This is a genomic window from Terriglobus roseus, from assembly GCF_900105625.1.
In the GTDB taxonomy this organism is placed as follows: domain Bacteria; phylum Acidobacteriota; class Terriglobia; order Terriglobales; family Acidobacteriaceae; genus Terriglobus; species Terriglobus roseus_B.
Genome location: NZ_FNSD01000001.1, coordinates 3,001,278 through 3,013,002 on the forward strand (window position 1 = coordinate 3,001,278; position 11,725 = coordinate 3,013,002).

An 11,725-nucleotide genomic window follows, 5' to 3' on the forward strand; every position below is an offset into this window, starting at 1 on the left:
CAATGTGTCTACAACAGTTGCGCCTGTGCGGCCTTCATCAGATTGGACTGTTTCGCTGAGAGGTACTCGCGTTCCGCGTTGAGCCAGTTGGCATCTCTCTCCAATTGTGATGCCGCTCGTTGCAACTCGGGCTCTAGTGCAGACTTTGCAGGACCACCCTCAATACCTCGAACCGCGATAAAGTTTTCTGGATCCAGAGCGAGTTGAACCGTGGCGTAGGGCACGTCGAAGCCTGCGGCAATTACGTCGCGATGAACGTCCAGCGCAAGCGCATCGTTATCGTCGGAAGTTGCATGACGCACGGAACGGGAGACGATGCCGTGTGCCTGATGGAAGGACATGCCAGTCGATCGAACGAGCGTATCCGCAAGCTCCGTTACGGTCAGGAAGCTGGTGCCCGCGCGGGTTCGCATCCGCTCGACGCTGAACGTCGCTTCGGACAGCGCACCAGCCAGCAACGTTGTTGACCGCTCCGCATCCGCGAAGGCGAGCGCGACCAGTGGCTGCAGCGAATCTTCGCCGTCATTCATATCCGTGAAGGGGGTGTTATGCAATGAGCCGAGGACCGACTGCGACTCCGTCAATGCACGTGATGCAAGGATGCGCGTGTGTTCCAGCGGAACTGGATTACGCTTTTGCGGCATGATACTGCTGATTTGGACATAGCCTTCAGAGAGGCGTAGATAGCCAAACTCCGCAGTGGACCACAACAACATCTCCTGCGTAAATCGGCCCAGTGAGAGCATCGCCGTAGCCAGGACGCTGCATGCCTCCGCGACGTAATCCACTGATGCGATCGCACCGTAAGAGTTCGTGACAAGCCCGCGGAATCCCAGCGCCTCCTCGGTCATATGGCGATCGATGGAAAACCCTGTAGTTGAAATGGCGCAGGCGCCCAGAGGAGAGCGATTCACCCGCGCATAACAACTGATGACACGTTCCGCATCGCGCTCCATCACCTCGATGTAAGCCATCAGAAAGTGTCCCAGCGTCGTTGGCTGCGCGGGCTGGTTATGTGTGTAGGCCGGCATGATGGCGTCGCGGTACTTCTGAGCGAAACCAAGAAGGGTTTGACGCAGCGCAAGCGCACTACCGAGTAAGTCCAGCAGGCGTTGCCGGAGCGTCATGCGGTACATCGTCAGATCGAGATCGTTGCGGGAACGCGCGGTGTGTATGCGCCCGGCATTGTCCGCTCCAGCGGCTTTCGCGAGTTCGGTCTCCACATAAAAGAAGAGATCCTCGACCGAGCCGTCATAGCGAACGGCGCTGATCGCTGCAAGATCGAGGGAGAGAATTGCGCGCAGGCACGCGGCCGCCTGTTCCTGCGACAGAATGCCCTGCTTCGTCAGCATCAGGACATGAGCCAGGTCGCACTCAATGAGCGATGGAAGAAAGAGTCGCTGCGCATCCGCGAAGACGTGCGCGAGAACCGTATCGCGGTAGACGTCTGCCGGAAACTTCGAGGTGCTTTCAGCGTTTCCGCCGTTGCCGGTTGTGTCGTTCGATCGCAACGTTTCTCTCCCAGAGTGATGGTTCAAAGAAAGAACGACCGGGACGCTGCAAAGATCTGCCGCCTCCCGGTCGCAACATCCGTTAAAAGCGAACTGCAAAACCCCACTGAACGATGCGAGCTTCCAAGACCGTGCTGCGAACGGTGTTGATAGCTCCCGTTCCGACTCCGGCGTTACCGTTGGCCGCCTGCGATAGCGCGAAGTTGTACGGTGTGGTTGCCTGCGTCACGGTCAGGCCGGTGATGTTCTGGTGGTTGAAGACATTATTGGCTTCAAGTAGGAACGACGGCTCCAAACGATCCCAGTACTTTCCGAAGGTGCGGGTATACCGTGCGTCGAATTGGTAGATGTTGGGTGACCGGAATGTGTTGCGACCGACGAAGGCAGGGCGCTGTACGGTGCCGGCAGACGAATCGCCGTTCAGCGTTCCAGTCGACGTCGTCAAGTTCGCCTGGTCGCCCGAAGACAGGTTGGCCAGGATTGCGAAGCGATTACCATTCGCAATGGTGTTCAGGAAACCGCTGCCATAGTGGAAAGTAGGTTCCAGCACAGCCGTCATGTTGAAGGCGCTAGGACGATTAACCAGTGAGTTGCCGCGGTCGCGCTTGTAGTTGGTAGTGTCCATCACGGTAGTGCTCTGCTCGAAGGTGTTGACCTCTGGAGCATCCGTAATCGTGTGCGACCAGGTGTAGTTCGCGTTGAACTGCAGACCGTGGATTGGGGACATCGTGTAGTTGAGCACCAGCGCGTTGAAGCTGCTGTTAGCGCCGGACTGCACACGATTGATTTGATTGAAGCGCGGGTCAGGTTTTGTCGTTGCCAGGTTCGTATTAAATACCGGCCGTCCGTCCGCCAGCGTACCCACCGGGTTCTGCAGGTTGATATTGCGCAGATACATCAGATTGCGGCCGTTGGAGAGGATGTAGCCGACAGTCAATGAGCTACGCGACCCAAGCTGCTGCGTCAGTTGTGTGTTGAAGTTCCACGTGTACTCGTTCTTGATGTTCGGCGAAACGGTCAGAACGTTCTGCAGAGCCACGGCGCCGGTTGCGCTGGGGATGTTCGGGTACGCGGGGGCGCCCGTCTGCGTGGGCTGGAACGTGTAGCTGTTGATACGGTTCGAGCCATCCGAGTTCAGGGCATTGAACCAGAGATTAGTCGGCGTCTGCTGATAGAAAATACCGGCCGATGCCTTAAAGACAGTTTTCTCTGTCGCTCGGAACGAGAAGCCTAGGCGCGGAGCAAAATTACCGCCGGGTACATTGAACGACCAAGAGTCGGCGACCGGTGCATTCGGATTCGCACTGGGTGCCTGGAAGCGATCGTAACGTAGACCACCCACTACAACTAGTCGCGGCGCAACTTGCCAGGTGTCTTGCGCGTAACCGCCGTAGAAGAGTGATGCGTAGCCAATACCCGTTGTGTCTGTCTGCGAGGTGAACGAATTGTAGGACCGTGGATTTACACCGCTCACCGCCTGCTGATAGGCGGCGATCGAGCCAAAGGTGTAAACGTTGGAGCTGGCCACACGCTGCCGCTGTTGAAGGGCCGCAAGCGTGAAGCCTGCCTTGATGGCATGCGATCCACGGACGTAGGAGATATTCTCCGATCCGTTAGGCGAGTGTTCGTAGTAAGTGGTGCCGCCGGAGGATGACGCGCCCATGGTGACTAGGTTGGTGATTGTGACCGTGGGAGCGGTGCTTGGTGTCGCGGCGGAAGTAACACTGGAGCGCAACGGCAGTGAGATGCGGAACTCATTCAGTAAGTGATCGCTTACGGTGGTGATGAGCTGACCGCCGAAGACGTGCGCGCGATCTTTGAAATTCGCGCCCGTCGAACGCAGGTTGATGCCGCCGACCTGCGTGTTGTACGGGAAGTCGTTGACGAAGTAGTTGTAGCGAATCATCGCCTGATTCTTTTTGTTGATGGTCCAGTCAAGACGACCGAGAGCGAATTTGCCGCTGAGGAGACCGGGCGCCGCTTGCAGCTGGTCTGCGGGGATGCCGAGCGCGTTGATGGTCGCTTGTGTGACGGTGACCGGCGATGGGCTGCCGCGCTTTACCTGCTCATACGAACCGAAGAAGAACAGCTTGTCCTTGATGATGCGTCCGCCCAGGTTTCCGGAATAGTCACGCAGTTCAAGGTTTGGCTTCGCAGACCCGGTGGTGCTTAGCAAGGGATACGCCGTTGCATCTACCCAACGCTGCACGAACTGGAACATGCCGTGATATTGGTTGGTGCCGTTGTTCGAGATGACGTTGTAAACATTGCCCGTCGTCCATCCATACTCGGGCGCGAAGGAGTTCGCGACTTCTTGTACTTCCTTCACGAAAATGGTTCCCACCGGGAAGAAGCGCAGGCCGATGCGGTCGCTCTCGGTATTGAGCATGCCGTCCATCTGGTAGTTAATACGGTCCAGCAGACCATTCGTGTTGATGGTGCGGGGAATGCCCAGTTCTGCGTTTGGGTGCCCGGACACGCCTGGCTGAAAGATGATGAAGTTGTAGGGATTGCGCGAGGTCAAGGGGAGATTCTCCACTTCACGCGAATCCAGTGTGCGCTGGATGTTCAGATTTGTGGGATCGATGCTGACGTTATCCGCGACTACGCTTACGGAAGATCCAACTTCTCCGACTACCATCTCGCCATCAATTGCGGATTCCGAACCGGCGTTCAACACAACATCTTTCACTGTTAGAGAAGAGAATCCAGGTGCCGAGAACAGAACGGTATATTCGCCGAGTGGCAAATTGATGAGTGTGTAGAGTCCGTTGCTGCCCGTCGTCGCTGTCTTCGTGAAGCCGATTGCGGAATTTGTGACGGTAACGGTTGCATTGGCAATCGCGGCGCCACTTGGATCCAATGCGCGGCCGCGTATGGTTCCATTAACAGACTGTTGAGCCAAAGCCGCAGGAACAGCCGACAGCATCAACGCGGAAGTAATGACCGTGCGGGAAAATCTCGACATGTACTGCCTCCGAATGAGTTAGCTACTTGAAATGCCATTTCGTGCGGCCACGGTTCGTTGTTTTGGTAGGTTCGTGTCGCCACTAGGTCGATCTTGTCGTCGTCTGCCGTTTCTCGGCTCGTGTCGTCAACAGAAAAGGCCGGCCTCGATGGCCGCAAGTGACAAGGAAATCGCGCCGAACAGCTGTGCCTGCTTGCCCAGGCTGGATATCCGCAACACTGTTTGCGCAAGCTCGTTTTTGCGCAGGAAGTTTTCGGTGGATGTGCGCAGAATCTCGTGCGACCCCACACCACCGCCCAGTACGACCAACTTAGGGTCATACAGTAACCCCAGGATGCTGATCGCGTCCGCGAGAATCCGGGCTGTAGAGTTGACGATTTCAAGGGCCAGTGCGTGACCATCGCGTGTGGAGTCACCCGCCAGGTCGAAGATCTGCGACGCGCGCAGCCTCTGCAGGGAACCCTCATGCAGGCCTTCACGTAGCAACGCTGCTTTCCAGGTATCTTCGATACCTGCTCCACCGATAATCCGCTCCAACTGACCGGTCTCGTTCAGGCGCATGGTTTCGCGAGGCATACCCGCGACTGGCAGATACCCAATTTCGCCCGCGGACCATGTTGCCCCGTGGTGCAGTGAACCTTCTACATAAATGCCCGCGCCGACTCCGGTGCCCATGGCAATAAAGACAAAGTCGCGTGCATCGTGCGCGATGCCGCGGGATCGTTCTCCCACTGCCGCCAGGTTCACATCGTTTTCTACAGCCGCCTGGACGCCCAGGTCTTTCTCCAGCAAAAATTGCAGGGGCACATCGTTCCAATCCTGCAGGTTCGGAGCGGCCTTCACCACGCCATTGCGAACATCCGTAATTCCCGGGGCACCAACGGTAATGTGTCGAACGCGACCAACGGCATTCGCGCTCTCTGCCATGGTCGTCAGGCCCTCGCGCATCTGGGAGACGACGGCTCCGGGGGTCTTACGGCCTGCCTTCAGACGCGCTTCCCAGGTAGCAACAGTCGTGCCATGCAGATCTGCAAGCATCATGCGCAGATAGGTGCCACCGATGTCCGCACCCGCAACGTAGGCGTGCGATGCGTTGAACTGCAACAGATCCGGTGGGCGTCCGCCCGATGATTTTCCTTCACCGATCGGTTCGACCAGACCGTATTCAGCAAGTTGCGCAACGGCTGCTGCGACCGTAGGAGCCGAGAGTCCGGAACTGCGTACCAGGTCTGCCTTGGAGCAAGGGCTGCTCTTCCGCAGCAACCGCAAAAGCGCACGGCAGTTCGCCTCACGCAGGTGCGGTGGCCGCGCCGCTTCTACGGCATGGGGCTCGCCGGGTGCGGAAGGACTCAGGGGCAGCAGGGTAGGAGGCATCGTGTGAACCGAGTTTATAAGGAACATTCACAAAGTCCAGAAGTTTATTGTGCTTGCGTCTCCGGACGGTTGCCGATGCATCATGGATGGCATGAGTCAGGGCCACTTTTTCGACATTTCGGCGCTCACCGCCACGTTGCCAGCAACGGCAGAAACCATGCTGCGGGACATCCGGTTAACCGACGAGGTCGCCGCCAGCTGTCGTATCTTCCGCGTCTATCGTCCAGCGCCGCTGCACTTTCATACTGCCTGCGATGAGTATCTGTACGTTTTGCAGGGCCGGGGCCGCATACAGATTCAGGACGAGGTGCGCGAAGTTGGGCCGGGAGATCTCATCCACTTCAAGGTCCGCGTGGTCCATGGGACACCCGAAATCCTTGAACATCCCTTCGTCTTTCTTGCCATCGATACGCCACGTCGACCGCCAGAAGACGTCCACTTCGTTAATCCCGCGGACGGCGACGCGTTGACCTTCATCGCATCGCAGGACTACTGAATCAACGCAAAAAAGTTCGAACAAAGTACACACCGGATGCGTAACTGCAGGTGAGGAGATCCTTATGCGTACGTTGTCAGCCCTAGTTGTTACTGCCTCTCTCGCTACCGCCGTCACTGCTGTCGCGCAGGGGACCTGGGAAAAGACCTATAACGTCAGCGGTCGGGCCGCTGTGCAGGTCAGCGTAGACAACGCATCGGTGACCATGCGGAGTTGTGGCGAGTGTCGCACGGTTCGCATCCATGTGGACGCGCACGAGAACGACCTGTCCCGTTGGCATGTAACAGAGATGCAGGGCGGCAACGTGGTGCACTTCGATCTGAAGCGCCGAGAAAACGACAGTTTCTTCATGGGCTGGCATGGGCGCTCGCCGGAAGTGACCGTGGATCTTCCTACTGAATCTGACGTGGAACTGCGCTCTGGCAACGGCGCCCTGCAACTGGCGGGCGTGCACGGCTCCATCGAAGTGAAGACGGGCAATGGAGCCGTCCAGATCGACGACGCGAAGGGGGCGCTGCGGATCACGAGCGGTAATGGCGCGATAACGGTACATCGTGCAGACGGTACGCTGACCGCGGTCAGTGGCAACGGAGCTTTGACTCTTGAAGGCCGGCTGTCCCAGATGGACGCGCGGTCGGGCAACGGGTCAGTTCGCATAGCTCTGGAACCTGGCACGAATTTCACGAGTAGTTCGCGTGTCTCGACGGGGCATGGTGGCATCTCCATGACTGTCCCGCGTGATTTGAGAGCCGATGTTGACCTGTCTACTGGCCACGGCCCGCTCCACTGCGACCTGCCGTTGATGAGTCAGTCCTCTTCTGATCGCCACGTCCACGGCGCAGCAAACGGCGGAGGCCCCTCGCTCTCCCTACGCTCCGGGGCCGGTGGCATTACGCTGAACGCCCGCTAGCACCGTTTCGCGAAGGGCTCGCGTTGCGTCTAACGGATGTGCCTACGGCTCAACAAGCCGCCCTTTTCCCGGATGCCTCACGGCCCGAGCGGCCACTGCTCTTCCGCGATCTGCAGGAGATACAGGACCGCCTGCTGACGTGGTGGGGCGAGCCGCCAGCGCCACGAGAGGTGTGGGATCCGCTTACCCAACTCATCTACTCTCTCTGTTCCTCACGAACGAAAGATGCAGAATCGCAGGCGACGATCCTCGCTCTTCGAGAGCGCTTTGGTGGTTGGCCGAGCGGGCCTAACAGTTGGGACGAGGTGCGGTGGGAGCGGCTACGCGATGCGTCGGTTGCCGAGATTGAAGACACCCTGCGGCTGGCGACCTTCCCGGATCGTAAGGCCGTGCAACTCAAGCGCACGCTGGAGCGGATCACCGAGCGAGTCGGTTCGCTCTCCCTGGCCTTTCTCGCAAAGTATCGGACCGACAAGGTGCGCGCCTGGATTGAAGAGCTACCTGGCGCGGGTGTGAAGGCGAGCGCGGCGGTCGTCAACTTTTCTTCGTTGCGCCGAAGGGCGATCGCAATCGACGGCCACCATCAACGCATCGCCATTCGGCTTGGCATTGCACCTGCCAACGCAACCGCTCGGCAAGTGGAAGCCACACTTGTACCTCTGACACCCGTCGGTTGGACCGCGATCACGATGGATGAGCATCACACACTGGTGAAAAAGCTGGGCCAGCGCGTCTGTTCGCTGCGTGAAGCACACTGCACTCGATGCCCGTTGCGCGAAGTCTGCCTTACGGGTTCTGCGGCTGCGACTTCACGATCTTGATAATGAAGTAATCGAGCTGCTGCCCGGACGTGAGCACGAACTGATGCGGCATATTCGCTGGGATCGTAATGACGTCACCATTCGTCAGGTGAACACGCGTTGCGCCGTCGATGGACGTCCCTTGCTGCTCGCCCTTGCCACTAACGCGCATACCGACGCCAGTTCCGCCGACCAGGAAATCGGCCTCGCCCTTCTCGACAACGAAGACGTCATCCTGTGTTTCGTGAAATTCAATGGCGCCACTCTTCTCGCGGTGATAACCGTAGAGGATGTGATCACCGAAGTTGGCCTTGTGCTGTAGGCCTTCTGGCGGCGTGCCGTTCGGCCAGTGGATGACGCCAACCGGCATGCCCTCCATCTGCGGCTGCGGCGGGACAGTGTCTTCTTGTTTCACCCGTCTGATCACCAGATACGTGATCTTCTCGCCGGGTTTGGTTAGGTATTGGTGGACCATGCCGGCGGGGATTGTGATGACGTCGCCCTTCACCAGGTGAATAGTCGTCGCGCCAGAGATGTCGGTGCCAAGCTTCTCTCCCGACCCAGTCGAACGCATGCTAACGCCGGTGCCACCTACGCGAAAATCTGACGATCCACTCTGTATCAGGAAGATGTCGTCCTTAGCGTCGTGCGACTCCGGTGTTCCAGGCGCGCCATCGTGAACATAGATCCCAAGTGTGTGATCGCCGAAGTCCGCCTTTCCCTTGAGCCCGTCTGGAGGCATGCCTCCCTTCCATAGCACCACGCCTGGTGGGAGCGTCGATGTCGTCTGTGCTGGTAGAACAATCCCCAGGGAGAGAGCAAGGCAAAACGCAAGATTATGGGCTCGTAAGTGCATCCGAGTCGCTCCTCGCCATGAGTGGGTGATTCAGGGTTAGTTGACACGTAAAGTGTAGACCGTGCCGGGCTACGTCCATCTGCGAGGGACTTGGAGCGAGCAGAACGCGGGATGGTGAAGTCAGGATTTTGTTCGGAGATAAGGGTATGCTGAGTTAATGCGTCTGCCTAGCCTGAGCGTTCGCTTGCATGATCTCGTGTTCCGGTTGCCGGCGACGCCAGTGCTGCGACTGCCGCAAGTGGCGAAGATCCGGATGTTCCGGCTCCGAGGAGTAGAGGAATGGGTACTCATCGCCTCGATATTCGGCTACCTTGCGATCTGTGTGGCGGTCTACTTCGGCTACGTGCGGTCCTGGATCGAGGGCGACTCGATCGTCCGCATCGGTGCGGATTCTGACCGATACTGGGCTGCTGCCAAGGCTGTCGGCGAATTAGACAGTGACAAGCTGGTGAGTTTGACGGGGAACTTCCTTGGACCCGTTGCAATCGCTTATCTGTTCCGCGATGGCATCTTCGTGATGGTTTTCAATATCTTGCTATTCGGCCTTGCACTTAAAATAGCAGCGTCAATTCCCAACCTATACAAGGTGCGATTTGCGTGCTTGATGTTACTGAATGCGGAGTTGTTGCCAAGTATAACCACGCTGAACAAAGAGATAATCGCTCTGTTCGCATCAGTCTTGGCTGCGAAATATCTAACGTCGGTGCGGCCAACGAAATTGCTGCTTTTCTGGATGTTTTTGTTCGCTTTCCTTGCTCGATGGGAACAGGCATTCGTCCTCGCCCTTTTCTTTTTGCAACGCCTATGTTTTCGTCGCAGACCGAAGGCTGCTGTGTGGTTGTTGATCGCAGCCATCACGCTGGCTTATCCCATCGCGTTTAAATTGCTGGGGGTTAGTAGCTCGTTATTCGATGCGATCCTGGCAAATGGTGGCCTTATCACCTCACTGAATCAGATTCAGGAGAACTTTGGCTTCCCGCTTGTGCTCGCGCCTAAAATCCTGATGAATCTCGCTGGGCGCCTTGCCAGCCTAGGTGACTACATCAGCGGGTCCTTTCTTGCAAATGGCTTGGACGACCCACAGCAGCAACTATTTCAGCCGCTTGGATGTCTTGCGTACATGATTGTTTTTGCCTGGGCGTTTTGGAAAGGTCGCTACCGCATGGATCGCCCCTTGATCCTGCTTGCTACACTCACGCTAATCATTACGGCGGCTACTCCATTTATCCAGCCACGTTATGTATATGGTCCCTACACGCTTGTTTGCCTCGAGTTGTGCCTGCCTCGAGTTAGACGAAGTGACGGCGCGTACCTTCGACAACCTGACCGACTGGAGTTGTCTAAGTGAGCAGCCACTGTTCATCACGTCGCAAATTCCTGGCCATGCTAGCGGCCATGTCTGTGGCGCCCCCTACTGGAGAGGCTGTCACGGGCAATGGAGTAGAGATCGCGCTCGGCATTCCCTACGCGCAACCGCCCGTGGGCACACTGCGTTTTAGCGCGCCCGTTCCGGTGCGCGAAGGCACTCCCAGCCTCCACAAGTTGCCTCCACCTGCCATGCAGTCGGGTCGAGCTGGCTGTAGCGAAGATTGCTTGTATCTGAACGTCTATGCACCGGATCTGGCTACGCAGGGGGCGGGACCATTCCCAGTGTATGTATGGATTCATGGAGGCGGCTTCACTGGCGGAAGTCCGAACGACGTTAATGGAAGTGTCTTCGCGAAACAGGGCATTGTCTGCATTACTGTGGCGTATCGTCTCGGTATCTTCGGCTTTCTGGACTGGTCGCCGCTGCTCGGGCCCGATTATGGAGACAGCGCAAACAATGCAGTTCGCGACCTCATCCTTGCCCTGAAATGGGTGCAGAAGAATGTCCGTGCCTATGGTGGCGATCCATCGCGAGTCACCATTGGTGGCGAGTCTGCCGGGGCCAAGCTGGTGGCATCGTTGATGGCCATCGAAGAGGCGAAGCCTTTGTTCCGTAGCATGATCAGCGAGAGTGGCGGCGGCGAACGAATTCTGGACACGGCTACGTCGGCCCATGTGACGGAGGCCTTTGCGGCGCAGCTGAAGGACCGCACGCCGGGCGGCATCCAGGCCGCCAACGCAGCAGCGCTGCTCCAGGCGCAGGTAGCCATGACCGATGCGTGGCCCGCCAATTTTCCCCTGCGTACCGAAGCAGATGGGGCGCTCCTGCCGCATCGCATTTTGCCCGCAATCGCGGCGGGGAACACCAGCGGCAAGCGGCTCCTGATCGGTACCAACCGTGACGAGAATGCGCTCTATCTTGGCGAACATGCGGCCGAGCCAATCAAGCAACAGCGTCTGGCGAATGCTACCGAGGCGGAGTTCAACGCGCAGCTTGCGCGCTATCGCAAGCTGTACCCAACGATGTCGACGGCCGACATCAACATCCGCGCGTTGACCGCGGAAGAGTACTGGGTGCCCAGCATCCGTGTGGCGCAGGCGCATGCCAAAGGTGGAGGGTCTACCTGGTTCTATCGGCTCGACGAGGCTGCGGCCACTGGACCGCACAAGGGTCTGAGCTATCACTCCTACGATCTGGGTTACGTGTGGGAGACGCTCTCCGCAGCCGAACCGCCCTCCGCGCATGTGCTGGAACGGCAGATGCACGACGCCTGGGTGGCATTCATTAAGGGCGAGCCGCCTGCTGCAAGCGGACTTCCTCCGTGGCCGAAATGGGATCCGCAACAGCGTCCGACCATGCTGTTCAACAGAACCAGCACGGTCGAGCGGCAGCCTTTCGAGTCCGAACTGCGACTGTGGGACAACTTCAGGTTCGAGTAGTC

At 58.1% G+C, this 11,725-nt stretch carries 9 protein-coding genes; 5 read left to right on the plus strand and 4 right to left on the minus strand.

The features are described from left to right. Positions 1-8: 8 nt before the first annotated feature. From argH to BLW03_RS12310, 3 genes are all read right to left on the minus strand, one after another. Positions 9-1,511: an argininosuccinate lyase gene (argH, locus tag BLW03_RS12300; RefSeq protein ID WP_074654351.1), complete on the minus strand. Its 1,503-nt coding sequence runs from the start codon at positions 1,509-1,511 to the stop codon at positions 9-11. An 82-nt stretch (positions 1,512-1,593) separates the two neighbouring features. Next, complete coding sequence (locus tag BLW03_RS12305) at positions 1,594-4,479, minus strand: TonB-dependent receptor (RefSeq protein ID WP_074654352.1); 2,886 nt, start codon at positions 4,477-4,479, stop codon at positions 1,594-1,596. A gap of 126 nt (positions 4,480-4,605) precedes the next feature. Beyond that, positions 4,606-5,853, minus strand: coding sequence for an ROK family transcriptional regulator (locus tag BLW03_RS12310; protein ID WP_074655979.1), 1,248 nt, complete (start codon positions 5,851-5,853; stop codon positions 4,606-4,608). A gap of 91 nt (positions 5,854-5,944) precedes the next feature. Between BLW03_RS12310 and BLW03_RS12315 the strand changes: the two genes are divergently transcribed. The 3 genes from BLW03_RS12315 (at position 5,945) to BLW03_RS12325 (ending at position 8,080) form a co-directional block, all read left to right on the plus strand. Next, the gene (locus tag BLW03_RS12315) at positions 5,945-6,349 is read left to right on the plus strand and encodes a cupin domain-containing protein (RefSeq protein ID WP_244502063.1); all 405 of its coding nucleotides are present in this window, start codon (positions 5,945-5,947) and stop codon (positions 6,347-6,349) included. A 64-nt stretch (positions 6,350-6,413) separates the two neighbouring features. Next, the gene (locus BLW03_RS12320) at positions 6,414-7,259 is read left to right on the plus strand and encodes a DUF4097 family beta strand repeat-containing protein (protein ID WP_074654354.1); all 846 of its coding nucleotides are present in this window, start codon (positions 6,414-6,416) and stop codon (positions 7,257-7,259) included. Between the two features lie 23 nt (positions 7,260-7,282). Further along, on the plus strand, positions 7,283-8,080 hold the full coding sequence (locus tag BLW03_RS12325) for an endonuclease III domain-containing protein (RefSeq protein ID WP_244502064.1): 798 nt from the start codon (positions 7,283-7,285) through the stop codon (positions 8,078-8,080). Here the strand turns inward: BLW03_RS12325 and BLW03_RS12330 are convergent. After that, positions 8,046-8,801, minus strand: coding sequence for a cupin domain-containing protein (locus BLW03_RS12330; RefSeq protein ID WP_074654355.1), 756 nt, complete (start codon positions 8,799-8,801; stop codon positions 8,046-8,048). The genes BLW03_RS12325 and BLW03_RS12330 overlap by 35 nt on opposite strands. A gap of 271 nt (positions 8,802-9,072) precedes the next feature. On the opposite strand from BLW03_RS12330, the gene BLW03_RS12335 reads away from it, so the two are divergent. After that, positions 9,073-10,263, plus strand: a complete 1,191-nt coding sequence (locus BLW03_RS12335; protein WP_074654356.1) for a hypothetical protein — start codon at positions 9,073-9,075, stop codon at positions 10,261-10,263. A gap of 47 nt (positions 10,264-10,310) precedes the next feature. After that, a complete protein-coding gene (locus BLW03_RS12340; protein ID WP_074654357.1) occupies positions 10,311-11,723 on the plus strand; it encodes a carboxylesterase/lipase family protein in 1,413 nt (470 codons plus the stop codon). Positions 11,724-11,725: the final 2 nt, after the last annotated feature.

Bases quoted from the DNA above. Each gene is read 5' to 3' on its own strand.
- BLW03_RS12305 (WP_074654352.1), bottom strand. From the start codon at position 4,479: ATGTCGAGATTTTCCCGCACGGTCATTACTTCCGCGTTGATGCTGTCG.
- BLW03_RS12310 (WP_074655979.1), bottom strand. From the start codon at position 5,853: ATGCCTCCTACCCTGCTGCCCCTGAGTCCTTCCGCACCCGGCGAGCCC.
- BLW03_RS12315 (WP_244502063.1), top strand. From the start codon at position 5,945: ATGAGTCAGGGCCACTTTTTCGACATTTCGGCGCTCACCGCCACGTTG.
- BLW03_RS12320 (WP_074654354.1), top strand. From the start codon at position 6,414: ATGCGTACGTTGTCAGCCCTAGTTGTTACTGCCTCTCTCGCTACCGCC.
- BLW03_RS12330 (WP_074654355.1), bottom strand. From the start codon at position 8,801: ATGCCTCCAGACGGGCTCAAGGGAAAGGCGGACTTCGGCGATCACACA.
- BLW03_RS12335 (WP_074654356.1), top strand. From the start codon at position 9,073: ATGCGTCTGCCTAGCCTGAGCGTTCGCTTGCATGATCTCGTGTTCCGG.
- BLW03_RS12340 (WP_074654357.1), top strand. From the start codon at position 10,311: ATGTCTGTGGCGCCCCCTACTGGAGAGGCTGTCACGGGCAATGGAGTA.